Here is a 24,060-nt window from a genome sequence, read left to right as displayed (position 1 = left end):
ACTGCCCGAACTGGGGAGGCTCAACCGGCGTCAGATCGCTGCCCTGGCGGGTCTGGCCCCCTTCACTCGGCAATCAGGACAATGGCGCGGCAAGAGCTTTATCGGCGGCGGCCGCAAAAGCGTCCGTTGCGCCCTGTTCGTCAGCGCATTGAGCGCAAAGACCCACAACAAGACTTTCAAGACCTTCTTTGAAAACCTGGTCAAGGCCGGAAAGCCTAAAATGGTCGCCATGATCGCCGTCGCCAGGAAACTACTGACACAGATCAACGCCATGATCAGAGATAACAGGCCGTGGACTGAACAAAAAACTTGACTAATAACACAGTCGCTCCCCATCGGAGATGGGGAGGGGGAGGTACAAGAACAGACTCCCTCTTATACCTCCCCACCTCTGGTGGGGAGGGGGACCGCGAGCGAAGCGAAGTGGTGGTGGGGCTTCTTACTTAACTGTCCAACTTAAGGCCCGCCCATGTCAGAGACCACCCCGAACGGCTACATCAAACGCTGGTGGAAGGAGGCCGTGGTGTATCAGGTCTATCCACGCTCGTTTTATGACAGCAATGGCGACGGCATCGGCGACCTGCGCGGCATCATCGAGAAGCTCGATCATATCAAGGGGCTGGGCGTCGATGTCATCTGGCTGTCGCCGCACTTTGACAGCCCCAACGCCGATAATGGCTACGATATCCGCGACTACCGCAAGGTCGGGCCTGAGTTCGGCACCATGCAGGATTTCGATAACCTGCTGGCGGCGATTAAAACCCGCGGCATGAAGCTGATCATCGACCTGGTGGTCAACCATACGTCTGATGAACACCAATGGTTCGTTGAGAGCCGATCTTCACGCGATGATCCGAAGCGCGACTACTATATCTGGAGCGATCACAAACCGAACGACTGGACCTCGATCTTCGGCGGCCCGGCGTGGACGCAAGGCCCCGACGGCGACTGGTATCTCCACCTGTTCGATCCGAAACAGCCGGACCTGAACTGGGATAACCGGGAAGTGCGTGAAGAGGTTTACGACCTTATGCGGTTCTGGCTCGATAAGGGCATCGATGGTTTCCGCATGGACGTCATTCCCTTCATTTCAAAGGATAAAGCCTTCCCCAACCTGCCGGAATCCTTAAGCGCCAAGCCGCAATATGTCTATGCTAATGGCCCAAAGGTGCATGACTACCTGCATGAAATGAACCGCGAAGTGCTGTCGCATTACAATGTCATGACCGTCGGCGAAGCCTTTGGCGTGACACTGGAAGACACGCCGAAACTGATCGATGAGCACCGGCAGGAACTCGACATGATTTTCCAGTTCGCCGCTGTCGAGGTCGATCGCGGACCGGACGGCCGCTGGAAGCCATGGAGCCTGCCGGAATTCAAGGCCGTCTTCACACGTCAGGACCAGGCGCTGGACCACCACTGCTGGCCGACCTTTTTCCTCAGCAACCATGATAATCCGCGCATTGTCTCGCGCTTTGGTGATGACACCCCGCAATGGCGCGAAAAATCCGCCATGCTGCTGGCTACACTCATCCTGACCATGAAGGGCACGCCCTTTATCTATCAGGGCGACGAGATGGGCCTGACCAACCGCAATTTCACAGACATAGACCAGTTTAACGACCTCTGGACGAAAAACGCCTGGAAAGAGGAAGTGGCCAGTGGCCGATGGACGCCTGAGGATTTCTTTGCCAACCAGAACAAGGTCAGCCGCGACCACGCGCGAATGCCGCTGCCCTGGACGGCGGAAGGCGGCTTCACCACCGGCAAACCCTGGTTCGCGCTCAATCCGAACCATGAGACGATCAATGCCGAAAGCGGCCGCGCCATCTATGACCACTATGCCCGTCTGGTTGCCCTGCGTCATGCCGAACCAGCCCTGGTCTATGGCGATTACGCGGATATGGCGCCCGATCACCCGCAGGTCTTTGCTTTCAATAGGGCGCTCGGCGAAACAGCCTTTCTGATCGCTCTGAATTTTTCCGGCCAGCCCGCGGCCTGTGACTTGCCCGACACCGCGCCGTGTGTCGGCAACTATATGGATGCCTCTAAAGATTTGCGCCCGTGGGAGGCACGGATTTACCGGACAAAATGACGGGAACGGATTATTAACCCTGTCTTCTGAGGCGCCGTTAAGCTTTTCAGTTGTAATATCCTTTTTGGACAGGGCCGTCTCAGAAGAAGCGCATAAAAGTAACATGTCACCGCGTAACATCCTGTTCCTGTGCAGCTATAATGCCGGCCGCGCCATGGTGGCAAAGGGCATACTCAACGCCTTTGCCAGTCCGGATTATCGCGCCTTTGCCGCCGGCGACGAACCGGAGCCCACCCCTTGCCCGGAAGCCCTGTCGGTGCTTGCCCGTCACCTGGAAACGGTCCAGGGTGTGCGGGTCAAACACTGGAGCGTGTTTACCCGGCTCGGCGCCCCGAAAATCGACGTGGTGATCAGCCTGTGCAACAACGCGATGGGCGAAATCTGTCCGGTCACCTTGCCGGGCCGCCCCCTGACGGCGCACTGGAACATCACGGACCCATCGATGGCCACGGATGCCGCCGCGCGTCGTGCGGCTTTTGAGCAGGTTTATCAGGAGCTCTATGCCCGTATTACCGACCTGATCGAGATTCCCCTCACCAAGCAGGGCAAGAAACTCGAAAAGACTATCAACGCCATCGGCTGGCTGAACGCTAGGGCCGCCTGACGCGCTTGGCATATCGCTTCCGCTGTGCGATAGCGTGCGCCATGTCTAATGATCCCGTTTTAAATACCCTGTTCCTGCCGCTCGCGGAGGGCGCCATCGACTGGCCGGCAAATGGCCCGGCCCTTTTCCTGCGCGCCCGCACCGGTGATGTCCTTGATGACATATCGCGCGACAGGCTGGTCTATGAACAGAGCTTCAAGCCGGCCCATGACGCCCTTATGCGCGCCGGCTTCCATATGCACGAAGGCCATGCCTCGGCAGAGCTAACCCTGGTCCTGCCGCCCCGCCAGCGCGAGGAAGGCCGCGCCCTGCTGGCCCGCGCGATTCAGGAAACCGCCAAGGGTGGTATCGTCATGGCTGCGGTATCGAACAATGAAGGCGCCAAAACCATTGAAGGCGACCTGAAAGCCCTTACGGGGAATATCTCCAGCCAGTCGAAGAACAAATGCCGCGTCTTCTGGGCGACGGTCGATGACCGCGCCGACACCGCCCTGCTGGCCGAATGGCTGAAACTGGATGCGCCGCGCAAGATCGTGGAGGGCCGCTTCACCAGCCGGCCCGGCCTCTTCGCCTGGGATCATATCGACGCCGGCTCGAAACTCCTGGCCGATCACCTGCCCAGGACATTCAAGGGCAAGGTGGCCGATCTCGGCGCCGGTTTCGGCTATCTCAGTGATGAGGTGCTGACACAAAACCCCGGCATTACCCATCTGGACGCCATCGAGGCCGAGGGCCGCGCCGTCGAGATGGCGAAGCTGAACCTGGCGACGCATGGCGATCGCGCCACCGTGCATTGGCTCGACGCCACCAAAGCCCTGTCCGATACCTACGACGCCATCGTCAGCAATCCGCCGTTCCATGTCTCCGACCGCGCTGATCGTCACGATGTCGGCAAGGCTTTCATCACCTCGGCAGCGAACGCGCTGACCTCCGGCGGTCAGTTGTGGATCGTCGCCAATCGTCACCTGCCCTATGAGGAGACGCTGGAGGCCAGCTTCAAGCATGTCACGGTCGCGGCGCAGAATAATTTTTACAAGGTCTTCAAGGCGGTAGGCCCGAAAGTGACACGATGAAGCTGATCAGGCGACTGGCCAATCTCGGTTACGGCTCGCGGAAGGAGATGCAAAAGCTGATCCGCATGGGCGCGATTACCAATGCCGCGGGCGAACCGCTCGATGAGGATGCCGACGCGGAACACGACGATATCCGCTACAAGGGGCGACCGCTCGATCCCGATTTCGGCATGGTGCTGATGCTCAACAAGCCGACCGGCTATGTCTGTTCGCTGAAGGATCGCGGCAACCTCGTCTACGAACTGCTCCCCAGTCGCTTTGCCGAACGCAAGCCGGTGCTCTCGACCATTGGCCGGCTCGATTCCGATACCTCCGGCCTGCTGCTGTTCACCGATGACGGTGAATATCTGCATAAAATCATTTCACCGAAGAACCATGTCGCCAAGATCTATGAGGTGACCTGCGCCCGGCCGCTGGAACCACACTATGGCGAGGTGTTCGCCGCCGGGACGTTAGTTCTGGAAAGCGAGAAGGATGCGCTTAAACCGGCCTTTCTGGAAGTGACCGGTGAAAAGACTGCCCGCCTGACGCTTTATGAAGGCCGCTACCACCAGGTGCGGCGCATGTTCGCGGCGGTCGGCAATCACGTCGAAGCCCTGCACCGCGCGCAGATGGGCGACCTCACGCTAGGTGAACTCAAACCCGGCAAATGGCGGCTATTGGATCAGGCGGAAGCGCAGGGCTTGTTGAAAAGCTGATTGCGGACATAGCCGTGTCCGCGCCGTTTGTACCTGATGGGCTAAACACCGCGATTTACCCTTCGATGTCTTCGGGCAGACCCACCACATGGAAACCGGCATCGACATGGACCACTTCGCCGGTGGTCGAGAAGCCGAGATCGGAGGCCAGCCAGAGAGCCGCGCCGGCCACGCCCTCCATCGAGGTTTCCTGCTTCATCAGCGAGAACTGGCCCGACTTGGCGTGCAGACCGCGGCCACCGGAGATGCCGGCCAGCGAAAGCGTGCGCATGGCGCCCGCCGAGATGGCGTTGACGCGGATGCCCTTTGGCCCCAGATCGCGGGCGATATAGCGGGTAGAGGCTTCCAGGGCGGCCTTGGCCACGCCCATGGTATTGTAGTTCGGGATGACGCGCTCGGCGCCGAGATAGGTCAGCGTCACCAGCGAACCGCCATTCGGCATTAGCTCGGCGGCGCGGCGCGACACGTCGACGAACGAGAAGGCCGAGACGTTCAGCGCCAGCAGGAAGCCCTCACGCGTGGTGTTCTCGACAAACGAGCCTTGGAGTTCGTTCTTGTTGGCGAAGGCGACCGAGTGGATGACGAAATCGATCTCGCCATAGATTTCCTTCAGTTTGGCGAAGGCGGCATCCATCGAGTCGTCCGAGGTGACGTCGCATTCGATCAGGTGCTTGACGCCGATTGAGGTCGCCAGCGGCTCGACACGGCGCAACAGGCTTTCACCGAGATAGGAGAAGGCCATTTCGGCGCCCTGGGCGGCCAGTTGCGAGGCGATGCCCCAGGCGATGGACTTGTCATTGGCCACGCCCATGACCAAGCCCTTTTTGCCCTTCATGAGGTCGCCCTTGGGGAAGTTCCATTCGTCAGCCATGTTTTCGCTCCTAACCATAATCGTCTGCGTCTAAGAGCAGATATTGCCCGTATTGGCAAGATCACAGCTATCCGTACAAAAACCAGTTGACCCTCCGGTAACAGGAGGGACTATCTCTGACAGCGAGATGAAAAACGAACTTTTAACAGTCAAACAGGTGGCGAATCTGGCCGGCGTAGGGATCAAAACCCTGCATCATTATGATGCGCTCGGCCTGCTGAAACCCTATGCATTTTCTCAGGCGGGCTATCGTCTCTACGGTCGCGCGCAACTAGAAACCTTGCAGCAGATTCTGTTTTACCGCGCGCTCGGTTTTCCTCTCAAAACCATCCGCAAACTTATGACTGGCCGTAGTGATCGCTTGGTGATGCTGCGCGAACAGCGCGTATTAATCCGGCAAAGACAAATCGGACTGACGCGTCTGTTGGCGACGCTCGACAGCACGATTTCTGCCGCCGAAGGGGTATCTGATATGACCAATGAAAACCTGTTTGAAGGCTTCCACGATGAAGCGCAATGGAATGCCGCAATGGCGAACCACAATGAACACCTGAAATCAGCCTATGGCGCCGAGATTCCACCTGTAAACGATGCCGATGCCATGAATGATCTGGCGCGTCACGCACAGGCATTTCAGCTGTTTATGGCGCAGGCTCTGCGTGATGCCCGCAGTTGCGATGACGCTGAGGTTCGGGGACGAATCCGTGAACATCTGGCCTTCCTGAAGTCCCACGGCCATAACACCTCACCTGATCAGTTCGTTACCCAGACTGAATTTTTCCTGCATGACGAATTTCATCGCAGTCTGCTGGAAAATGCGCAGATCGGCCTAAGCTACTACCTCGCCGCTGCCGCCCGCGCCTTTGCAACCAAGACCTAAAGGTCTTCCTGAGACAGGATGATCGAGCCGTTGGTGCCGCCAAAACCGAACGAGTTCGACATGATGGTGCCGATCGGGCCGTCATGGCGTTTGCGCAGGATGTTCATGCCGTCGAAGGCCGGATCGAGATTGTCGATATGGGCGCTTTCGGCGGCGAAACCGTTCTGCATCATCAGCAGGCAGTAGATGGCTTCCTGGGCGCCGGCGGCCCCCAGCGAGTGACCGGTCAGCGACTTGGTCGAGGAAATCATCGGCATGTTGGCGCCGAACACATCGCGTACCGCGCCCATTTCCTTTTCATCGCCCACCGGCGTCGAGGTGCCGTGCGGATTGAGATAGTCAACCTTGCGGCCTTTCGCGTCGGCCAGGGCGATCTTCATGCAGCGCGCGGCCCCCTCACCGGAAGGCGCAACCATATCATAGCCATCCGAATTGGCGGCATAACCCACCACTTCGGCGATGATATTGGCGCCGCGGGCTTTCGCGCGTTCATATTCTTCCAGCACCACCATGCCGGCGCCGCCGGCGATAACGAAGCCGTCGCGGTCGCGGTCATAGGCGCGCGAAGCGATGGCCGGGCGGTCGTTGAAATTGGACGACATGGCGCCCATGGCGTCGAACATGTCGCTGAGCGTCCAGTCGAGTTCTTCCGTACCGCCGGCGAACATTACATCCTGCTTGCCCATCACGATCTGCTCCGCCGCCGCCCCGATGCAGTGGACCGATGTCGCGCAGGCCGAAGAGATCGAATAGTTGATGCCGCGAATCTCGAACCAGGTGGCCAGCACGGCCGACGGGCCGGAGGACATGGCCTTGGGCACGGCGAATGGCCCAATGCGCTTGGGTGAGTTCTTCTCGCGCGTTACATCCGCCGCCGCCACGATGGCGCTGGTGGAAGGGCCGCCGGCGCCAAAGATGATGCCGGTACGCTCATTGGAAATATCACTCTTTTCCAGGCCCGAAGAGGCAATCGCCTGTTCCATGGCGATATGACCGTAGGCCAGGCCCGGCGACAGAAAGCGCGCGGCGCGGCGGTCGATCAGGGCCTGCCAGTCATCCACCTTCGGCGGCGCATGGACCTGACACTTGAACCCCAGACGCGCGTAATCTTCAGCGGCGACGATGCCGGAGCGTGCCTCTTTCAGCGACTGCGTGACCTCATCGGCGCCCAGGCCGATGGAAGACACAATCCCCAGTCCTGTAATCACGACTCTACGCATGTAATATCCTACCTGTTAGTCCTGCAGCAATACGTACGGCCTCTTCTGCGCGAGGCTTAACCCAGTTCCCTGGCATCGAACAGGCCGACGCGCAGGCCCGATGCCTGATAGATAAGCTTGCCATCGGCTTCGACAACCCCGTCGCCGATCCCCATGATCAGCTTGCCCGACATGACGCGCTTCATATCGATCTTGTAGGTCACTTTCTTGACATCGGGTGTCACCTGGCCGGTGAACTTCACCTCGCCGACACCGAGCGCACGGCCGCGGCCCGGATTGCCCTTCCAGCCGAGGAAGAAGCCGACGAGCTGCCACATGGCATCCAGCCCCAGGCAACCCGGCATGACCGGATCACCGATGAAGTGACAGGCGAAGAACCACAGGTCCGGATTGATGTCGAGTTCCGCCTCGATATAGCCCTTCCCATGGCTGCCGCCGGTTTCGCTGATCTGGACGATGCGGTCAAACATCAGCATCGGCGGGGCAGGCAGTTGTGCATTGCCCGGACCGAACATATCACCGCGCCCGCAGGACAGCAGGTCTTCATACGAAAAGGAGGAAGGGCGTTCGGTCATCAGTTAAAGGGCTCCGGGGCATCGACCTGACCAATCCGTCATCGCCAATGCGTGTAACATTAAAAAATGATGCGTTACATGATGCGGCGCGCCGGCTCAACCCTTTTGAGGGAATTACGAACCGATCATGGTCGATTAATCGGGCATTCAGCGTGCCGCGAAGGGATCCGGGCGCTTGCAGACAGCGGCGGTTTGCGTGCCCCACAGGGATTGTTCCGGCACCCAGCCGGTCTGGCCGGCGGCTGAAATCCGGCACCAACCTTTTTTGCACTTATCGAGGGAGGCCAGTGCCCTCGGCTTCAGTATGGCCTTGATATCGGCCTTTTCGTCCGGACTTTGCCGCATCTGAAGCTTCTGTCCGGCCGGGCTGAGCACGGTTTTCTGCGCCTGAAGCATGGTGCGGCTGACCCAGGCGACGCCGCCATCGGGATCGCAGACTAGGCGCCAGTCGCGCGTTTCGGAAATGATCTGCACCGGCAACTGCGCCTGACGATAGGTCCAGACGACACGATTGTCCTTGCTGGGACCATTGCGGGCATAGACCTCGTTACGGCGCAGCATGGCCCAGCGCGGCACCTGGAGGCCTGACGGTGTATCAAAAGCCTGATCCCCGGCATGAACCGGTCCGCTCACGAGGCCCGCACCCAAAGCCGCAAGCGCCGCTAACATAAGCACGCGGCACCGCCAAAACGCTTGAAAAGGCCGGGAGAAAACGTTTATGTCGGAAAAACCTGTGAACACGGACGGACGCATATCTGACTGATGTTTGTGGGGATGGGATGGTTTCACGGCCTGGCCGGAGATATCAGACCCGCATGATTGCCCGCAAGGGTTCAGATTTGGTTAACCGAATGTGAATTCACCGGGCAAGCAAGTGATATACGCGGGCATCCAAGCCCGGCGGCGGCACAGGGTTTCGGGAAAGAATTCTGCGGCGCCGACGATAACTTAAAACGAACAAAGGCATTTATGAGCGCTGCAAAACTCAAGGTCGTCCTTACCATCAAGCTGCCTGACGCGGTCGAAACGCGTATGCGCGAGCTGTTCAATACCACTTTGTGGCTACACATGACGCCGATGCCGCCGGAACAGATTCTGGAGGCCGCCAAAGATACCGACGTGCTGGTCACCTCGATCAATGACCGGATCGATGCCGACTTCTTCGCCCATTGCGGCGACCGCCTGAAGATGATCGCCAATTTCGGCGTCGGCCACGAACATATCGACATCCATGCCGCCACCGAGCGCGGCATCATGGTCACCAATACACCCGGCGTACTGACCGAGGATACCGCCGAAATGACCATGGGCCTGATCATGGCTGTGTCGCGCCGCTTCGTCGAAGGCGCCGAACTGGTGCAGAAGGGCGAATTTTCCGCCTGGTCGCCCACCTTCATGCTCGGCCGCCGCATCTTCGGCAAGCGCCTCGGCATTGTCGGCATGGGCCGCATCGGCCAGGCCCTCGCCCGTCGCGCCCGCGCCTTTGGCATGAGCGTCCACTATCACAACCGCAAGCCGGTCTCGGCGCGGATCTCGGATGAACTGGGCGCCACCTACTGGGATGACCTCGACCAGATGCTGGCGCGCATGGATGTCATCTCGATCAATGCCCCCGGCGGCGAGGGCACCAAGCACCTGCTCAGCGCCGAACGTCTGGCGAAGCTCCAGCCCCACGCCATACTGGTCAATACCGCCCGCGGCCAGATTGTCGACGAACAGGCTCTGGCCGCCATGCTGCGCGCCAAGCTGATCGCCGGCGTCGGGCTCGATGTCTACGAACGCGAACCGGCGATCAATCCGGAACTGATCGGCCTGCCCAATGCGGTCCTCTTGCCGCACATGGCCTCTTCCACCATCGAGGCGCGCCAGGACATGGGCGACCGGGTAATCCTCAATATCAAGACGCACCAGGACGGCCACCGCCCGCCAGACCGCGTTATCCCGGCAATGCTGTAACTCTTACCCCTCCCCGGCTCCGCCGGGGAGGGGGACCGCGCCGCTCTTGCGGCGTCGGCGGGGTGGTGGGGCATCTCGCTTCCTTTTTCCTCTCAAAAAGTTTTTCACAGGATTTCGAAAAAAGGCGCTTGCAATGAAAACAGCCTTCCGTCTATAAGGCCGCTCTCCCGGCGAGACACGGTCTTCGGACACGGACTTGCCAACGGATAAGCGGGCGTAGCTCAGCGGTAGAGCGCGACCTTGCCAAGGTCGATGTCGAGAGTTCGATCCTCTTCGCCCGCTCCAATCCTTCCTCGGATTGATTTTCAAAAGCAGCCTTCGGGCTGCTTTTTTGCTTTTGGATCAGACTACGCGCAAACGAGCCGGCTCACCAGCACAGCCCGTCAGCGGCACGGCATCAGGCGCCTGGCACAATATCCGGCCATTGCGCGCCAACAGAATACCCAAATCAGCCACTGCCTCGCACAGGGGCTCCGGCCGTGCCTTCCCCATCAGCCAGCGCGCATGTGCCAGGCAGCGCGCCCCGTCTCCAATCTGGCCCGCCGCGAAAAGCGCCAGCAGACTCAGTTCATCGTGAGTCATTTGGACATGCCCCGGTCGCGCCAGCGTAATCGGCCGCGTACCCTTTGCCAGAGCCAGCAAGACCCGCTCGAATGCCTTTGCCCCCGCTTCAACATGCGGACCAAAGGCATGGCTGAACTCGCGGTGGATCATGCGGCATTCCGGCGCACAGGCGACGGCCGTCCGCATCACCCAGACGATGAAATGCCCGGCATAGCTCAGATTGCGGATATCGTTTGGCAAGGTTTCCGGCGATGGGGCTTCCGCTACAGGCATGGCTGGCTCGACTCAAGAATTATATTGCGAATAATTCTCATTAGCATTATGATGACGCTATAGCAAGCACTGGAAAGGCCGCGGATCATGACCTGCACATTTACCGAACCGACCCTGGAGGATCTGCTGGCCGATCCAGTGGTTCATCTGGTCATGAAAGCTGACGGCCTGAGCCGCGCGCTTGTCAGGGAATGGATGGAGACGATCCGGCAGGCGCGGGCAAAAGGGCCTAGACCCAGTGAACGTCGCGCTTAGCCGCCTGCAGATAGGATACGGCATTGAGCGCGGCGATGCGCTTCTTGATATCATTCGTCAGCACGGCCAGGCCGGGGCCGGAAAGCCGGCGCTGCAACGACATATCCATGAAGTGATTGAAGGCGCCCAGTTCCGCCGGCAGGCTTAGGGCATAGTGCGATCCGACAAGCTGCTTGATGGCCGCGAAAATGACTTCCGGCTCAGCCACCCTCTGTTCGATGCGTTTCATCAGACGGTCGACTTCCCGATCCAGATCCATAGCGCGCTCCAGGGTCGCGGGCTTGAAACGCATACGCGTCTTCAAACCGGGCAACCGGTTAAAAATGTCAACATGGGATGCAAAAACACAGGAGCGAAACCACTGGTCCCGGGCCGCTCGTTACTATGGAGACGAAGCTATCAGCCGGAGGCGAAATGTAAACCCCGGAAGAGGGTAAACGCTAAATTTACCTATATTATTTCTCCGAAAACCCATACTACAACAGATATTAGTCAGTATAAATTATCATACGCTTTCACAATATCCAATATACGAAACATATTATCATTTCGCAATTTGTATATTTAATGCGATTTTTGCTTTAAACAAAAGCAATTATATATAATTTATATTTTTACTATTACATGCCAATTTCCGAAATACTTATGGAGGCGGTATGAAATCGGGAATCATAAAACAATGGCTTACCGATTGCCGTGGCAACGTCGCCATTATTGCCACGCTGACGGCCATTCCGCTGATGTTCGCCGCCTTCGGCATTATTGAACTGAGCAGTGCTTCCGGGGAACGGGCCAGTCTTCAGGAAGCTGTAGATGCCGGTGCGCTGGCCGGAGCCGGGCGCCTTTCCATGGCCAATACCGCCGCGCAAACGCCGATCGACACCGCCGTCACTGTGGCGCAGCAAAGCGCCGCCAGGTCCCGCCTCCGCTCGAAGGCCGCGTTCAACGCCGCCATTGATGGAAAGTCCAGCACCATAACCGTGACGGGGGCGGCCGACCACAAGGCCCTTATCGGCTTTCTTGGCTTCGGAGACACCACGCTCACCGCCAGGGCCACCGCCGAAAATCTCGGTTCTGTTCCCCTGTGCGTCCTCCAGACAGGCGCGGGCGGCATCAGACTGGAAAATAATGCCCGCATTCGTGCCATCGGCTGCGCCATCCACGCCAATCAGAACATCAGGGTCAAGAGCTCGGCCATGATCCAGGCGGAACGAACACAGGCCGTGGGGACGGTCGAGGGGCCGGTCTCGCCGGCGGGCAATGGCGGCGCCCTGCCCATTTCCGATCCGTTTGCGGCCCTCTCCCTCACGCCGCCGCAGGATTGCATCGGCAAACCGGAACGGATCACCCAGAAAAAGGGCGAAACCCTGATCCTGCCGCCCGGCGTCCATTGCGAGCATTTTATGATCGATAAGGATGCGACCCTGATCCTTCAACCCGGCGATCATTACTTCATGGACGACCTGGAGGCGCACGAAAACGCCGTCATCAAGGGCGACGACGTGGCGCTGATCTTCGGCTCAACCAAGAAGATCAACTTCGCCGACAGGGCCATGGTCCAGTTGAGCGCCCGCAAAAGCGGTCCCTTCGCCGGATTCCTCATCATCACTACCCGCGATAACCATCAGGTCTTCAGCATCGCGTCGGACAATGTCAGCAAACTGCTCGGCACGATCTATATTCCCGATGCCGAACTGAATATTGCCACAACCGGCAGTGTGGCCCAGGATTCCGCCTGGAGCATCATCGTGGCCGATACTTTGACCCTGACGAAAAATCCGGTCCTGGTCATCAATAACGGCTATGCCGGCTCCTCAGTGCCCGTACCGCAGGGCGTGGGGCCGGGCTACAGCGCGCCGGTGCTCAGTCATTAGGCGTTGCATCTTGACTTTCGACGGCGCGCCGTAGTCTACGCATGATCATGTCCGCCATCCTAAAATCCGAAAAATTCCTCATCCTTGGGGCGCTTATCGCCGGCGCCGCCTTCTTCAGCGAACACCTGATCCTCGAAAGCGGCCCGGCGGCATCGCTCATTGCCGGCCTCTGCCTGATCGCCGTCATCATCATGGTATCGCTGCGGGTGGCGCACCATGCAGAGGTGCTGGCTGAAAAGGTCGGCGAGCCTTACGGCACCATGATCCTGACGCTTTCGGCGGTGCTGGTCGAGGTCATCATCCTGGTCATGATGCTGAGCCACACCTCATCACCTACCCTGGCGCGCGACACCATCTATTCCGCTGTCATGATCGACATGAACGGCATACTGGGCCTGGCGGCGATCCTCGGCGGCCTGCGCCATGGCGAACAGCCCTATAATGTCGATTCCGGCAATACCTATATCGTCATGATCCTGACCGGCATGGGCATTTCCATGGTGGTTCCGGAATTCATTCCTTCACATCACTGGCAGGTCTTTTCGGTCTTCACCATTTGCAGCATGTTGCTTCTCTACGGCATTTTCCTGCGCCTCCAGACTACGCGCCACAGCTACTTCTTCAGCTATACATATGCCGAAACGGGCGACACGGAGCACAAGCATCATGGCAGCACAGCCGGCTCGGTCACCGCCCTCGTCATCGGAGTCGTTCTGATCGGCATACTGGCCGAGGTCATGGCCAAAACCATGGACCGCAGCCTGACCGGCACCGGCGTGCCGCCGATCGTCGCCGCCATACTGGTGGCCGCCATCTCCGCCAGCCCGGAAATCCTCACCGCCCTGCGCGCGGCGCTGGCCAACCGGATGCAGCCTGTGGTCAATATCGCGCTCGGCGCCTCGCTTTCCACGGTCATCCTGACCGTGCCGGTGATCGAGATCATGGCGCTGGTCACCGGCCATCCGGTGCAGATGGCGCTTAGCGCGCCGCAGACCGTCATGACCGTGCTGACGCTGATCGTGGCCGCCATCAACCTGCACGACGGCGAAACCAACGCCATAGAAGGGGCCACGCATTTCGTCCTGTTCGCCACCTTCGTCATGCTGGCGGTAATGGGGCTATAAGCCATTCGCCCATCTGGCTTGCCCGTCTGCCGGCATTCTCCTGCCAGGGGCGCGGCGGGTTAAATCCCTGCAATTCAAGATGATTTCACTTGCATCCAGGTCAGGTACGGTTTTTGCTGGCTTCGGGGCAACCGGGCGGACTCTGTCACAAAATGACGCAGCCGGCGGTCTGGGTTTGAATAGGGTTCGGGTATGTTGTTGCAAAGTGAGCATGATCTGATTGCGCTGCTCGGCGTGGCCGCCTTCATCCTGCTTGCCCTGGCCATTGTCGGCGGCGTCATCGCCTCGCTGAAATCCTTCCAGGTTCGCCAGTTCCAGGATTTGCTGTTCAAGGCTGAACGCAAGATCGATACACTTGAACGCCGTATGTTCAATGTGCTGAACGCGGTGCCCGTGGCCCTGGTCGAAACCGACAATACCGGCAAGTTCACCTTCGCCAACCGGGCGGCGCACCAGCTTCTTGGGCGCAAGGATTCCGAACTGCTGGGCCTGCGCTTCCATTCCGCCACCTGGGGCATCACCTACCCTGACGGCCGCATGATCCCGGCCGACCTGCTGCCGATCGCCCGCACCCTGCGCGGCCAGACGGTCAAGGGCTTCCAGCACCTGTTGGTCAATCACGGCAGCCGTGAAAAGGTACTGGTCAGCGTCACCTCCATGCCGATCATGAATGGCGCCGGCGAGGTCATCGGCTCCACGGCCGCCATGGTCGAACTGGAAACCTCGTCCGGCGAGGGTATCGACGACCTGAACGGCCTGTGGCGCGGCCACTGGTTCGCCTCCGCCACCGTACCCTTCTGGGGTCTCGATTCCAAGGGCCAGGTGATCGACATCAACAACGCCGCGCTCGATGCGTTCGAGTTGACGCGCGAACAGGCGCTCGGGCAGAACTGGACGCAGTTCTTTGTGGCGGACGCCGATTTCCAGAAGGCCATCGACTATCTCGGCGACCGGCTGGACGAAACCTCACCCCATAGCCAGACATCGATGCAACTGACGCTCAAGGCACCGAACGGCGACAGCCAGCCCTGCGTCGTCACGGCCTGGGTGGTGCGCACCCACGAAGGCGGCGAAAGCGGCCTGACCGTCACCGCGTTACCTTCCGGACTGTTGCCCGCCGCGGCGCCCGCTGCCGCGCCCACAGAGGAAGCGTACGAGTTCGCAACTCAGGAACTGGCCGATCATCGCCTGGCCGAACAGGCGCGCGCCGCGCTCGGCGTCGGCACCTGGCAGTATGACGCTGAGGCCGATACCATTGTCGAAGATGCCGGCATGATGGCCCTGATCGGCCGTGATTATCCCGGCGGCCCAACCCTGATTTCCGACGCCGACCAGGCCGTGGCCGATACCTCCTTCGGGCAACTGATGAGCGGCGAAAGCGACCATCTGGCGCTTGACATCAAGGTCACGCGCCCGGATGGCAGCGAACGCTGGATCGCGCTTGAAGGCCAGGCGAAGACCATTGACGGCCAGCGACACATCTACGGTGTCGCCTTCGACTGCACGGCCTGGAAAGGCCAGCAGGCCGCTCCAGAGCCGGTCATTCAGACAACCGGCATCAGCGAAGCCGAGTTGGAAGACGCCGTATCCAAGGCCCGCGAAACGGCGCGTGAAAGCGCACTGGCCGAAGCCCGCACCGCTCATGAAGCCGAATTGGAAGCCGTCCGCATCGAGGCCGCGCTGGAACGCGAGAGCGCCATTACCGAAGCCGCGGCCGTGGCCCGCGAAGAGGCCTTATCGGACATGCAGTCGCCCTATGACTGGCATACCCCAACTGTCACGCCCCTGCCCGATCCGGTTATCGTCCACGAACCCGATCCGCTGGTTGTGGCAGAAAACGAGCGCCTGAAGGCGCAACTGGCAGAGGCCGAAAAGCGCCATGAAGCGCTTCAGGCACAAATTGATGCGCTTTTGGCCGTCAAGCCGGCCGAAGAGGGCCGCATCGCCGAAATGAGCGCCGAACTATCCATGGCCCGTGCCGTTCAGGCGGCGCTGGAAACCGAACTGGACGCGTTGCGCAATGCACCTGTCGTCGAGCCCGATTACAGCGCCCATGACGCGCGCATCCGGACCTTGCAGGCGGAACTGGAAACCGCCGAAGCGGAAAAGGCTGATCTGGACCGGCGGTTGCGCGAACTGGCTGAAACGCCCGCGCCAGAACCCGATTACAGCGAACACGAGGCGCGCATTGCCGCTCTGGAAGACCGGCTGAAAACGGCGCAAGCTCGCCATGACGACCTGGCCCAACGCTATCATGTCCTTTCCAATGCGCCCGCGCCGGAACCGGATTACCGGATGCATGAAGCGCGCATCACCGGCCTGAAGAATGCGCTCAATCAGGCCGCCGCCCGTCACGCTGAGCTTCAGGCGGCGCATAAGGCACTGCTCGAAAAGCCGGCGCCGGAACCGGATACCTCGGCATGGGAAGCCAAGGTGAAGGCCGCCCAGTTCGAGGCCACCAAGTGGCAGGCCGCCTATCATGACGCCCAGGCCCGTCTGGAACAGGCGCCGATGGTCGATCAAAGCGCTCTGGAAAAAGCGCAGGCGCAACTGTCAGACATGCAGGCTCAACTTGACAAACTTCATGAAGCTTTGGGCCACGCCCAGCGCTATGAGACGGTCGGCCGCCTGACCAGCGACGTAGCGCAGGATTTCGCCCAGATGCTGGGCGTCATCAATGGCGCGCTGGAAGTCATGGCCCGTCAGCCGGAAAGCCCGGAAAATATCCGCCGCCTGTCGGAAGCGGCACTCACCGCCGGCAAGCGCGGCGAACGCCTGACCCGCCAGTTGCAGGCTTTCCAGTCGGAAGAGTTCTGATAAATCGGTAGCCTCTGGCCGCTTTTGTAAAGTAAGATGCCCCACCACCACGCCTCAAGGGAGGCGCGGTCCCCCTCCCCGGTGAACCGGGGAGGTATAGGTTACTTATACCTCCCCAACTTGTTGGGGAGGGGGACCGCACGACGACGCGAAGCGTCTAGATGAGGTGGTGGGGTTTCTTACTTTTTCGCGCACAGGCTCATGGCACGGTTCGGTTTCAAGGCGGAGGATTTACGGTTATGGGCACTGGTGACGGCGACCGTGCGGCCGCACAAACCCACAAAAAAGCCGGAACCTGAACCCCAGACCGAAACCATCAAGATCGCCGATATGCCCGGCGAAATGACCGCCGCCAGACCGGCACCGGCACCGCTGACGCCCTTCAAGATCGGCCAGTCGCTCAAGCCCGTCAGCGGTTTCAAGATCACCCGCGCCGCCGACCATGCCCCAGATCCGATCGAGCCGAAACGCAAGCGCCGCATCACCCGCGAACGCGATCCGATCGAGGCACGGCTCGACCTTCATGGCCTGAACGCCTTTGCCGCCGAGGCCCGCCTGAAAGCCTTCGTGCAGCAGGCTTTTGCCAATGATTACCGCGCCGTGCTGGTCATCACCGGCAAGGGCATTTCCGAAAACGGCATTTTGAAACGCCATGCACCGGAATGGCTGGCCGATCCGGCGCTTGGCCATATCGTCGCCGGCATCAGCCAGGCTCATGCCCGCCATGGCGGGACCGGCGCGCTCTATGTGGCGCTGAAACGGCGCGCTGGCTAATCTTCAAAAACTGCCGGTTGCGCTTCCGCCTTTGGCAGCGGCTTCTGGCGAGCCAGAAGCCAGAAGAGTATGGCGCCCAGTGGCAGGCACATCAGGAGCACTGGATACTGGAGCAATTCCATATCAACAACGGCTTGAGGCGTGCGGAAGTTAAGAAGCCTGAGACCAAATTCGCCTGTGCCCCAGTTAAAGGTCAGATACCCAAAACCCAATAGGACAAATAGCACCCACGGCCAGCGCCATTTCACACGCGGCCGGGTCAGGCTTACATACAGCGTCACAAGGCTAAAACCCAGAATGACCGCGGCAAGTGCCAGAACAGCATAATGCACTGGAGACTTGTTAAGCAGGCTGAATTGGACTGCCGCAATGTCGGCATTGGTCATTCGGCGCAGGGTGAAACTTGTTATCTTTATATCTCCGTTTTGCTTACGGAAATTGGTGATCGTGAAAATGACCTTGTCGGGATAATAGTGACCGATAACGATATTGCTGTCGGTCCAGTTACCGCCATTTCCTGCCATCAACGTCGTGTTGGTATGAAAACCGAGGACGCGCGTGGCCTTTGGCTTTTCCAGCGAACCGTAGTGGGCAATCGTCGGCAGGGCACGATAAAAGGCGTCATCCAGAATAGCGGGCGACGTCAGGGGTTTCAGGCCCTGAACATCCTGCCTCTGCATAAGGTCTGCATAGGCTTCGGCGCGTTGGTAAATATCCGGCGACGTCAATGCCTTGACAGCCGCATCTTCCTGACCGTCGATATCGTAATAGTCAGGCGTCGAGACCAATGGTCCAACCGCCGCTGCCAGAATGGCCAGACAGAAAAGCGCGGCCACGCCCTTGCCGATCAAACGCCACATATTCCCCTCCCCCAATTATGGGGCGAGGTTAACATAGCTGTGTGGTTTGCGAAAGTCAGATCAGCCCCTTCTCAGTCGCCAGAGCCTTAAGCGAGACCTGTGCGCGCGGGCCATAATGACCGATCACTTCCGATGCCGCCAGCGAGCCCAGTTCGGCGCAGGTGGTGACATGCAATCCCTGTGTCAGGCCGAACAGCACGCCGGCCGCGTAAGAATCCCCCGCGCCGGTGGTATCGACCACCTTGTCGCACGGCGCGGCCTTGATGACGTGGGTATCATCCAGCTTGGCAACCACAGACCCTTCTTCCGAGCGAGTGACAAAAGCCAGGTCGGTCTTGCTGCGCAGGTAACGCAGGGCCTTGAAGAAATCATCAGTCTGGAACAAAGACAGCAGTTCGTTTTCATTGGCGAAGACAATATCGATATGGCGGTCGATAAAGGCCAGCAGGTCTTCACGCCAGCGATTGACCACGAAGCCGTCCGACAGGGTGATCGCCGTCTTGCGGCCGGCGGCGCGCGCCACCTGGGACGCCTTGGCGAAGGTTTCGCGGCCGGAGGGCGTATCAAACAGATAGCCTTCCAGATAGGTGATCTGAGACGCGCGGATAATGTCCTCATCGAGATCCTGCGGGCTGACCAGGGCGGCGGCGCCGAGGAAGGTCGCCATGGTGCGCTGGCCATCGGGCGTGACATTGATCAGGCAGCGGCCGGTCGGGGTCGGATCGTCATGCAGCACCGGCGTGCGGAATTCGACCCCCATCTTGCGCAGGTCGTGCGCAAAAAACTCCCCCATGGCGTCATGCGCCACCTTGCCGACATAGGCGCATGTGGCGCCAAAGGAGGCCGCGCCGGAAATGGTGTTGCCAGCCGATCCGCCCGAGGCCATTTCGCTGTCATTCATCACTTCGGAAAGGCTGAGCGCGCGGTGGCTGTCGATCAGGGTCATCGAGCCCTTGTGCAAATCATGCTTGGCCAAAAAGGCATCATCGGAGGGGGCAAGCACATCGACAATGGCATGTCCAACGGCGGTGATGTCATATTCGACGGTCATGGGCAGGGGCCTCAAATTTCAGTTGATATGGCGTAACCTAATGATCAATAAAGAGTCCATGAGCAAGCGTATTCTGATCCTGACCCCCAATCCAGACCATCCGTCGCACCATGGCCGCTGGCCCTATGTGCTCGATGTCTACCGCGAGGCCCTGGCCGGCATCGATGCCGAAATCTTCGATCAGCCGTGGTCCGAGCCGATCGCGGAGGACTATGACCTGATCCTACCGCTGGTGGCGTGGGGCTATCATAATGCGCCCAACAGCTTTATCGGCGCCATGACGGCGATGGCCGCGGCCGAGCGTCGCGTCTTCAATCCGCCGGAAATCGTGAGCTGGAATGTCGACAAGCGCTATCTGCGTGATCTCGCCGAAGCCGGCGTGCGCATCATCCCGACGCTATTTACTGAAGGCGTCACCGACGAAGACGTGGCGCGCGCCCGCGCCGATTTCGGCCAGATCGCGCTGGTGCTCAAGCCGGCGATTTCAGCCGGTGCCAAGAACACCCTGATCTGGGAAGGTGATCGCCTGGCCGATGTCACCGAAGGCGCCGCGGATGTCGAGGATCGCAAGGCCACACCGCCGATCGGTCCGGCGATGATCCAGCCCTTCATGCCGGCCATCCAGTCGGAAGGCGAGTGGTCCCTGCTCTACTTCGTCGGTCAATTCTCGCACGCCGTACTCAAGACGCCGAAATCCGGCGACTTCCGCTCGCAGCCCGATTACAACGCCCATCTGCGCGTACTGACGCCACCACCGGAAGCCTTGCAACTGGCGCAATCGGCCATCGATTTCATCGGCCGCGACCGCCTGCTCTATGCCCGCGTCGACATGGTAAGAGCGGCAGATGGCGGCTTCAGCCTGATGGAACTGGAACTGATCGAACCCGATCTCTACCTGACCTACGATCCGGAAGCCTCCATGCGTTTCAAGGATGCGGTAGAGGCGGCGATGCGGGTTTGCGGCTGTGGCAGTTCCGACCATGTTCATTGAAACCGAACGGCTGATGCTGAAACCGCTGGCAGCCAGCGATCTCGATGCCCAGCACGCCCTGTGGTCGCAGGAACCGGTTTACCGCCATATCACCGGCAAGCCGATGGACCGCGAAACGGTCTGGCTGCGGCTGCTGCGCGATATCGGCCACTGGCAGGTCTTCGGCTTCGGCACCTGGTCGGTGCGGCTGAAGGACACGGACAAGCATATCGGCGTGATGGGTATTTTCGACTACAAGCGCACCATCGATCCGCCACTCGATGCTTTTGAGACCGGCTGGGTGTTCGACAGCGCCTATCATGGCCAGGGCTATGCGTCTGAGGCACTCAAGGCGGCGCTGGCATATGCCGACGATACTCTAAACCTGCCGAAAACCCAGTGCGCCGTTGCACCGGAGAACGAGGCATCTCTGAACCTGGCGCTGAAACACGGCTACAAGCCCCTGCGCGAATGTCTGTTCCACGGCCAGCCGACCTTTATCCTGGAACGTCTGAGAGCGATATAAGTAAGAAACCCCACCACCGCACCTAGCGCTGACGCGCGTCGTGCGGTCCCCCTCCCCGGCACAGCCGGGGAGGTATAAGGTTTACTCTTCTTTGTACCTCCCCACCTCTGGTGGGGAGGGGGACCGCGTCCATTCTTCATGGACGTGGTGGTGGGGTTTCGTGCTTCAAACCAGCAGTGTGAAATCGACGCCGATCTTGGGGCAAAGGTCGCGCACGATGCAGATATCGCATTTCGGCTTGCGCGCCACGCACACATAGCGGCCGTGCAGGATCAGCCAGTGGTGCGCACGGGTCAGCCAGTGCTTCGGAATAACCTGCATGAGCTGCTTTTCAACCTTGTCCGGCGTATTGGCCGAGGTATCAACGAGACCCAGCCGGTGCGACACGCGATAGACATGGGTATCGACGGCAATCGCCGGTTCGATATCCATTTCATTGAGCACCACGCTGGCGGTTTTATTTCCCACGCCAGGCAGGCTGACCAGCGCCTCGCGGTTCATCGGCACCTGCCCGCCGTACTGATCGATCAGGATGCGGCACATGGCCATGACGTTCTTTGCCTTGTTGCGGTAGAGACCAATCGAGCTGATCATCTGCATCAGCTTGTCTTCTCCGAGCGCCAACATGTCGGCCGGATTGTCGGCAATGGCGAACAGGGGGCCGGTTGCCTTGTTGACCGACACATCAGTCGCCTGCGCGGAAAGCGCCACGGCTGTCACCAGGGTAAAGGCGTTGCTGTAATTCAGCTCGGTCTTCGGCTCCGGCTTGTCCTGCTCGAAACGCTCGAACAACTGGCGGATCAGTTCCGGATCGACCTTGCGGCGTTTGGTGGTTTTAGGCTTGGTGGTTTTCATCAGCGCGCTTCAACAGTAGATGTAAACCTCTTATGCCCGATTCTCCGGAAAGCCTGAAATGACCGCCATCCTGTTCGTCTGCCTTGGCAATATCTGCCGCTCGCCCCTGGCCGAAGGCATCTTCCGCCATCAGGTGGAGTTGGCGCGCATGACGGACCGTTTCACCATCGATTCCGCCGGCTGCGGCGGCTGGCACAGCGGCGAATTGCCCGATAGACGCTCGATCGCGGTGGCGCAGGCCCACGGCATCGATATTTCAGAACAGCGCGCCCGGCAGATTCATGTCGATGATTTCGACCGTTTCGACCTGATCCTGGGCCTCGACCGCGACAATGTCCGCCACCTCAGCACCATGCAGCCGCAGGGTTCGCAGGCCGAGGTGGCGCTTTATCTCGAAGAGGCGCTGGGCCTGACTAAAAACGTGCCCGATCCCTATTATGGCGGGACGGCGGATTTCGAAGCGGTTTACCAAATGTGCGAAAAAGCCAGCACGGGCTTGCTAAACCGGCTTGCAAATGCCTGAATAGAACAAACCTATAATTTCGAGGAAAGCATGACCCAACAGACAACAGACCCCGATTTTCTAAAACGGGTCGACGACCATATCGCTCTTTCCAATGAACACATTAAAGGCGCTAATGGCGCGCGCGTCGCCATGTCCGGCACTTTCGCTGCGGCCCGGTTTACCGCCTGGATGTGCGCCAATAGCGATGGCTCCGGCGAACGCATGAAGGCGCGCCGCGAGGAAGCCGTGCGCATCTTTACGGATGAATTTCGCCGCATGTTTGAGGAAAGCTTCGACGACTTCGCCAACAATTTCGAGCGCTATCGCCCCGACCAGGCCTGACTATAGGATGTAGCGGCTCAGATCAGCGTCTGTGGCGATATCGCCCAGGCGCTTCCGGACATAATCGGCATCGATGGTCACGGTCTGGCCATGCATGTCCGAGGCGGTAAACGAAATATCCTCCATCACCCTCTCGATCACGGTCTGCAAACGCCGCGCGCCAATGTTCTCAACCTTGGCATTCACGGTGGCGGCGGCCTCGGCCATCACGGCGATGGCGCTGTCATCGAACACCAGAGTCACGCCTTCTGTCGCCATCAGGGCCTGGTTTTGCCTGATCAGATTGGCTTCCGGCTCGCTCAAAATGCGGCGGAAATCTACCTGGGTCAGGGCCTTCAGCTCGACGCGTATCGGCAGGCGCCCCTGCAATTCGGGCAGCAGGTCCGACGGCTTCGACACATGAAACGCGCCCGAAGCGATAAAGAGGATATGGTCGGTCTTCACCGGGCCATACTTGGTCGAAACCGTCGTGCCCTCGATCAGCGGCAACAGGTCGCGCTGCACGCCTTCGCGGCTGACATCGGCGCCGCCGCGATCGGAGCGCGAGGCCACCTTATCGATCTCGTCCAGGAAGACGATGCCTTCGTTTTCCGCCAGTTTCAGCGCTTCGTTGGCCACTGATTCCTGATCGAGCAACTTGTCGGATTCCTCGGCGATCAGCGGCGCCATGGCGGCTTTCACCGTGGTCTTAACCGTCTTCTTGCGGCCGCCCATCGCTTTAGAGAGCATATCACCGAGATTGAAGGCGCCGGCCTGCTGGCCGGGGATTTCCATGATCCCGACCGGCGCGCTGTCGGCCAGGGAAATCTCGATCTCCCTGTCGTCCAGCTCGTTATTGCGCAGCTTCTTGCGGAATGAGTCGCGGGTCGCCGCGGCAGCGCTTTCGCCCACCAGCGCGTCAATCAAACGTTCCTCGGCATTGTGTTCGGCCCTGGCGCGAACGCCGGCGCGGTTCTTGTCTTTGACCATGATCATGGCGGCTTCCACCAGGTCGCGCACGATCTGATCGACATCGCGTCCGACATAGCCGACCTCGGTGAACTTGGTCGCTTCCACCTTGATGAAGGGGGCCTGGGCCAGCTTTGCCAGGCGGCGGGCGATCTCGGTCTTGCCGACGCCCGTTGGCCCGATCATCAGGATGTTTTTCGGCGTGATCTCGTCACGGATCGACTCATCGGTCGCCTTGCGGCGCCAGCGGTTGCGCAAGGCAACGGCGACGGCCTTCTTGGCGTCGTGGTGACCGATGATGTGGCGGTCGAGTTCGGAAACGATCTCGCGGGGGGAAAAAGTGGTCATTG

26 protein-coding genes and 1 tRNA gene are annotated in these 24,060 nt (G+C 59.8%); 17 read left to right on the top strand and 10 right to left on the bottom strand.

What is annotated here, in order from left to right; all coding sequences use genetic code 11:
- The 5 genes from BLO49_RS17320 to BLO49_RS17300 form a co-directional block, all read left to right on the top strand.
- Positions 1 to 313, top strand: a 313-nt coding sequence (locus tag BLO49_RS17320) for a transposase (RefSeq protein WP_170828351.1), incomplete at its 5' end; no start/stop codon positions are given.
- A gap of 156 nt (positions 314 to 469) precedes the next feature.
- Entirely contained in the window at positions 470 to 2,095 is a 1,626-nt protein-coding gene (locus tag BLO49_RS17315; protein WP_090650786.1) for a glycoside hydrolase family 13 protein, read from the top strand.
- 103 nt (positions 2,096 to 2,198) lie between these two features.
- Entirely contained in the window at positions 2,199 to 2,699 is a 501-nt protein-coding gene (locus BLO49_RS17310; protein ID WP_170828389.1) for an arsenate-mycothiol transferase ArsC, read from the top strand.
- Positions 2,700 to 2,740: 41 nt separating this feature from the next.
- On the top strand, positions 2,741 to 3,772 hold the full coding sequence (locus BLO49_RS17305; RefSeq protein ID WP_090650783.1) for a class I SAM-dependent methyltransferase: 1,032 nt from the start codon (positions 2,741 to 2,743) through the stop codon (positions 3,770 to 3,772).
- Positions 3,769 to 4,470, top strand: a complete 702-nt coding sequence (locus tag BLO49_RS17300; RefSeq protein ID WP_090650781.1) for a pseudouridine synthase — start codon at positions 3,769 to 3,771, stop codon at positions 4,468 to 4,470. The genes BLO49_RS17305 and BLO49_RS17300 overlap by 4 nt, the downstream gene beginning before the upstream one ends.
- A gap of 55 nt (positions 4,471 to 4,525) precedes the next feature.
- Here the strand turns inward: BLO49_RS17300 and BLO49_RS17295 are convergent, their stop codons facing one another.
- Positions 4,526 to 5,341, bottom strand: coding sequence for an enoyl-ACP reductase FabI (locus tag BLO49_RS17295; protein ID WP_090650780.1), 816 nt, complete (start codon positions 5,339 to 5,341; stop codon positions 4,526 to 4,528).
- A gap of 127 nt (positions 5,342 to 5,468) precedes the next feature.
- Here BLO49_RS17295 and BLO49_RS17290 point away from each other — a divergent pair, with 127 nt between their 5' ends.
- Complete coding sequence (locus BLO49_RS17290; RefSeq protein WP_090650778.1) at positions 5,469 to 6,221, top strand: MerR family transcriptional regulator; 753 nt, start codon at positions 5,469 to 5,471, stop codon at positions 6,219 to 6,221.
- On the opposite strand, the gene fabB is transcribed toward BLO49_RS17290, so the two are convergent.
- From fabB to BLO49_RS17275, 3 genes are all read right to left on the bottom strand, one after another.
- Positions 6,218 to 7,441 (bottom strand): beta-ketoacyl-ACP synthase I, encoded by a 1,224-nt coding sequence (gene fabB / locus BLO49_RS17285; protein WP_090650776.1) that lies wholly within the window; start codon positions 7,439 to 7,441, stop codon positions 6,218 to 6,220. The two genes, BLO49_RS17290 and fabB, sit on opposite strands and share 4 nt — an antisense overlap.
- Before the next feature lie 56 nt (positions 7,442 to 7,497).
- Positions 7,498 to 8,016, bottom strand: coding sequence for a 3-hydroxyacyl-[acyl-carrier-protein] dehydratase FabA (gene fabA / locus BLO49_RS17280; protein ID WP_090650775.1), 519 nt, complete (start codon positions 8,014 to 8,016; stop codon positions 7,498 to 7,500).
- A 147-nt stretch (positions 8,017 to 8,163) separates the two neighbouring features.
- Positions 8,164 to 8,649: an SH3 domain-containing protein gene (locus BLO49_RS17275; RefSeq protein WP_245679085.1), complete on the bottom strand. Its 486-nt coding sequence runs from the start codon at positions 8,647 to 8,649 to the stop codon at positions 8,164 to 8,166.
- Between the two features lie 336 nt (positions 8,650 to 8,985).
- On the opposite strand from BLO49_RS17275, the gene BLO49_RS17270 reads away from it, so the two are divergent.
- Together BLO49_RS17270 and BLO49_RS17265 are read left to right on the top strand one after the other, a co-directional pair.
- Positions 8,986 to 9,972 (top strand): 2-hydroxyacid dehydrogenase, encoded by a 987-nt coding sequence (locus BLO49_RS17270; protein WP_090650772.1) that lies wholly within the window; start codon positions 8,986 to 8,988, stop codon positions 9,970 to 9,972.
- Between the two features lie 210 nt (positions 9,973 to 10,182).
- Positions 10,183 to 10,257: transfer RNA gene (locus tag BLO49_RS17265), tRNA-Gly, on the top strand.
- A gap of 57 nt (positions 10,258 to 10,314) precedes the next feature.
- On the opposite strand, the gene BLO49_RS17260 is transcribed toward BLO49_RS17265, so the two are convergent.
- Complete coding sequence (locus tag BLO49_RS17260) at positions 10,315 to 10,809, bottom strand: hypothetical protein (protein ID WP_090650770.1); 495 nt, start codon at positions 10,807 to 10,809, stop codon at positions 10,315 to 10,317.
- Positions 10,810 to 10,896: 87 nt separating this feature from the next.
- On the opposite strand from BLO49_RS17260, the gene BLO49_RS18470 reads away from it, so the two are divergent.
- Positions 10,897 to 11,064 (top strand): hypothetical protein, encoded by a 168-nt coding sequence (locus BLO49_RS18470; RefSeq protein WP_170828388.1) that lies wholly within the window; start codon positions 10,897 to 10,899, stop codon positions 11,062 to 11,064.
- On the opposite strand, the gene BLO49_RS17255 is transcribed toward BLO49_RS18470, so the two are convergent.
- Positions 11,039 to 11,356 carry a hypothetical protein gene (locus BLO49_RS17255; protein ID WP_090650768.1) on the bottom strand — a complete coding sequence of 106 codons (318 nt, stop codon included), beginning with the start codon at positions 11,354 to 11,356 and terminating at the stop codon, positions 11,039 to 11,041. The two genes, BLO49_RS18470 and BLO49_RS17255, sit on opposite strands and share 26 nt — an antisense overlap.
- Before the next feature lie 364 nt (positions 11,357 to 11,720).
- Here BLO49_RS17255 and BLO49_RS17250 point away from each other — a divergent pair, with 364 nt between their 5' ends.
- From BLO49_RS17250 to BLO49_RS17235, 4 genes are all read left to right on the top strand, one after another.
- The gene (locus BLO49_RS17250; protein ID WP_090650767.1) at positions 11,721 to 12,938 is read left to right on the top strand and encodes a TadE/TadG family type IV pilus assembly protein; all 1,218 of its coding nucleotides are present in this window, start codon (positions 11,721 to 11,723) and stop codon (positions 12,936 to 12,938) included.
- A gap of 47 nt (positions 12,939 to 12,985) precedes the next feature.
- Positions 12,986 to 14,062 carry a calcium:cation antiporter gene (locus BLO49_RS17245; protein WP_090650791.1) on the top strand — a complete coding sequence of 359 codons (1,077 nt, stop codon included), beginning with the start codon at positions 12,986 to 12,988 and terminating at the stop codon, positions 14,060 to 14,062.
- Between the two features lie 192 nt (positions 14,063 to 14,254).
- A complete protein-coding gene (locus BLO49_RS17240) occupies positions 14,255 to 16,879 on the top strand; it encodes a PAS domain-containing protein (RefSeq protein ID WP_090650765.1) in 2,625 nt (874 codons plus the stop codon).
- A 201-nt stretch (positions 16,880 to 17,080) separates the two neighbouring features.
- Positions 17,081 to 17,653 carry a Smr/MutS family protein gene (locus BLO49_RS17235; protein WP_090650764.1) on the top strand — a complete coding sequence of 191 codons (573 nt, stop codon included), beginning with the start codon at positions 17,081 to 17,083 and terminating at the stop codon, positions 17,651 to 17,653.
- On the opposite strand, the gene BLO49_RS17230 is transcribed toward BLO49_RS17235, so the two are convergent.
- Both BLO49_RS17230 and BLO49_RS17225 read right to left on the bottom strand, forming a co-directional pair.
- Positions 17,650 to 18,513: a hypothetical protein gene (locus BLO49_RS17230; RefSeq protein WP_090650762.1), complete on the bottom strand. Its 864-nt coding sequence runs from the start codon at positions 18,511 to 18,513 to the stop codon at positions 17,650 to 17,652. The genes BLO49_RS17235 and BLO49_RS17230 overlap by 4 nt on opposite strands.
- Before the next feature lie 55 nt (positions 18,514 to 18,568).
- The gene (locus BLO49_RS17225; protein ID WP_090650760.1) at positions 18,569 to 19,564 is read right to left on the bottom strand and encodes an adenosine kinase; all 996 of its coding nucleotides are present in this window, start codon (positions 19,562 to 19,564) and stop codon (positions 18,569 to 18,571) included.
- Positions 19,565 to 19,622: 58 nt separating this feature from the next.
- Between BLO49_RS17225 and BLO49_RS17220 the strand changes: the two genes are divergently transcribed.
- The gene (locus BLO49_RS17220; RefSeq protein ID WP_245679084.1) at positions 19,623 to 20,555 is read left to right on the top strand and encodes an ATP-grasp domain-containing protein; all 933 of its coding nucleotides are present in this window, start codon (positions 19,623 to 19,625) and stop codon (positions 20,553 to 20,555) included.
- Positions 20,545 to 21,060: a GNAT family N-acetyltransferase gene (locus tag BLO49_RS17215; RefSeq protein ID WP_090650757.1), complete on the top strand. Its 516-nt coding sequence runs from the start codon at positions 20,545 to 20,547 to the stop codon at positions 21,058 to 21,060. Before BLO49_RS17220 ends, BLO49_RS17215 begins: the two co-directional genes overlap by 11 nt.
- 165 nt (positions 21,061 to 21,225) lie before the next feature.
- On the opposite strand, the gene nth is transcribed toward BLO49_RS17215, so the two are convergent.
- On the bottom strand, positions 21,226 to 21,915 hold the full coding sequence (gene nth, locus BLO49_RS17210) for an endonuclease III (protein WP_090650756.1): 690 nt from the start codon (positions 21,913 to 21,915) through the stop codon (positions 21,226 to 21,228).
- A gap of 58 nt (positions 21,916 to 21,973) precedes the next feature.
- Here nth and BLO49_RS17205 point away from each other — a divergent pair, with 58 nt between their 5' ends.
- Together BLO49_RS17205 and BLO49_RS17200 are read left to right on the top strand one after the other, a co-directional pair.
- The gene (locus tag BLO49_RS17205; protein WP_090650755.1) at positions 21,974 to 22,438 is read left to right on the top strand and encodes a low molecular weight protein-tyrosine-phosphatase; all 465 of its coding nucleotides are present in this window, start codon (positions 21,974 to 21,976) and stop codon (positions 22,436 to 22,438) included.
- A gap of 30 nt (positions 22,439 to 22,468) precedes the next feature.
- Positions 22,469 to 22,762, top strand: a complete 294-nt coding sequence (locus tag BLO49_RS17200) for a DUF3144 domain-containing protein (RefSeq protein WP_090650753.1) — start codon at positions 22,469 to 22,471, stop codon at positions 22,760 to 22,762.
- Here the strand turns inward: BLO49_RS17200 and hslU are convergent, their stop codons facing one another.
- Positions 22,763 to 24,058 carry an ATP-dependent protease ATPase subunit HslU gene (hslU, locus tag BLO49_RS17195; protein ID WP_090650752.1) on the bottom strand — a complete coding sequence of 432 codons (1,296 nt, stop codon included), beginning with the start codon at positions 24,056 to 24,058 and terminating at the stop codon, positions 22,763 to 22,765.
- Between the last annotated feature and the right edge of the window lie 2 nt (positions 24,059 to 24,060).

It is taken from the genome of Asticcacaulis taihuensis, from assembly GCF_900100255.1.
In the GTDB taxonomy this organism is placed as follows: Bacteria; Pseudomonadota; Alphaproteobacteria; order Caulobacterales; family Caulobacteraceae; genus Asticcacaulis; species Asticcacaulis taihuensis.
The sequence above is the reverse complement of the archived record's forward strand: the minus strand, read 5'-3'. Positions and strand labels throughout refer to the sequence as shown.

What these genes read in the sequence shown, in the direction of transcription:
- BLO49_RS17315 (WP_090650786.1), top strand. Translation starts at nt 470, where the DNA reads ATGTCAGAGACCACCCCGAACGGCTACATCAAACGCTGGTGGAAGGAG.
- BLO49_RS17310 (WP_170828389.1), top strand. Translation starts at nt 2,199, where the DNA reads ATGTCACCGCGTAACATCCTGTTCCTGTGCAGCTATAATGCCGGCCGC.
- BLO49_RS17305 (WP_090650783.1), top strand. Translation starts at nt 2,741, where the DNA reads ATGTCTAATGATCCCGTTTTAAATACCCTGTTCCTGCCGCTCGCGGAG.
- BLO49_RS17300 (WP_090650781.1), top strand. Translation starts at nt 3,769, where the DNA reads ATGAAGCTGATCAGGCGACTGGCCAATCTCGGTTACGGCTCGCGGAAG.
- BLO49_RS17295 (WP_090650780.1), bottom strand. Translation starts at nt 5,341, where the DNA reads ATGGCTGACGAATGGAACTTCCCCAAGGGCGACCTCATGAAGGGCAAA.
- BLO49_RS17290 (WP_090650778.1), top strand. Translation starts at nt 5,469, where the DNA reads ATGAAAAACGAACTTTTAACAGTCAAACAGGTGGCGAATCTGGCCGGC.
- fabB (WP_090650776.1), bottom strand. Translation starts at nt 7,441, where the DNA reads ATGCGTAGAGTCGTGATTACAGGACTGGGGATTGTGTCTTCCATCGGC.
- fabA (WP_090650775.1), bottom strand. Translation starts at nt 8,016, where the DNA reads ATGACCGAACGCCCTTCCTCCTTTTCGTATGAAGACCTGCTGTCCTGC.
- BLO49_RS17270 (WP_090650772.1), top strand. Translation starts at nt 8,986, where the DNA reads ATGAGCGCTGCAAAACTCAAGGTCGTCCTTACCATCAAGCTGCCTGAC.
- BLO49_RS17260 (WP_090650770.1), bottom strand. Translation starts at nt 10,809, where the DNA reads ATGCCTGTAGCGGAAGCCCCATCGCCGGAAACCTTGCCAAACGATATC.
- BLO49_RS18470 (WP_170828388.1), top strand. Translation starts at nt 10,897, where the DNA reads ATGACCTGCACATTTACCGAACCGACCCTGGAGGATCTGCTGGCCGAT.
- BLO49_RS17255 (WP_090650768.1), bottom strand. Translation starts at nt 11,356, where the DNA reads ATGCGTTTCAAGCCCGCGACCCTGGAGCGCGCTATGGATCTGGATCGG.
- BLO49_RS17250 (WP_090650767.1), top strand. Translation starts at nt 11,721, where the DNA reads ATGAAATCGGGAATCATAAAACAATGGCTTACCGATTGCCGTGGCAAC.
- BLO49_RS17245 (WP_090650791.1), top strand. Translation starts at nt 12,986, where the DNA reads ATGTCCGCCATCCTAAAATCCGAAAAATTCCTCATCCTTGGGGCGCTT.
- BLO49_RS17240 (WP_090650765.1), top strand. Translation starts at nt 14,255, where the DNA reads ATGTTGTTGCAAAGTGAGCATGATCTGATTGCGCTGCTCGGCGTGGCC.
- BLO49_RS17235 (WP_090650764.1), top strand. Translation starts at nt 17,081, where the DNA reads ATGGCACGGTTCGGTTTCAAGGCGGAGGATTTACGGTTATGGGCACTG.
- BLO49_RS17230 (WP_090650762.1), bottom strand. Translation starts at nt 18,513, where the DNA reads ATGTGGCGTTTGATCGGCAAGGGCGTGGCCGCGCTTTTCTGTCTGGCC.
- BLO49_RS17225 (WP_090650760.1), bottom strand. Translation starts at nt 19,564, where the DNA reads ATGACCGTCGAATATGACATCACCGCCGTTGGACATGCCATTGTCGAT.
- BLO49_RS17220 (WP_245679084.1), top strand. Translation starts at nt 19,623, where the DNA reads ATGAGCAAGCGTATTCTGATCCTGACCCCCAATCCAGACCATCCGTCG.
- BLO49_RS17215 (WP_090650757.1), top strand. Translation starts at nt 20,545, where the DNA reads ATGTTCATTGAAACCGAACGGCTGATGCTGAAACCGCTGGCAGCCAGC.
- nth (WP_090650756.1), bottom strand. Translation starts at nt 21,915, where the DNA reads ATGAAAACCACCAAGCCTAAAACCACCAAACGCCGCAAGGTCGATCCG.
- BLO49_RS17205 (WP_090650755.1), top strand. Translation starts at nt 21,974, where the DNA reads ATGACCGCCATCCTGTTCGTCTGCCTTGGCAATATCTGCCGCTCGCCC.
- BLO49_RS17200 (WP_090650753.1), top strand. Translation starts at nt 22,469, where the DNA reads ATGACCCAACAGACAACAGACCCCGATTTTCTAAAACGGGTCGACGAC.
- hslU (WP_090650752.1), bottom strand. Translation starts at nt 24,058, where the DNA reads ATGACCACTTTTTCCCCCCGCGAGATCGTTTCCGAACTCGACCGCCAC.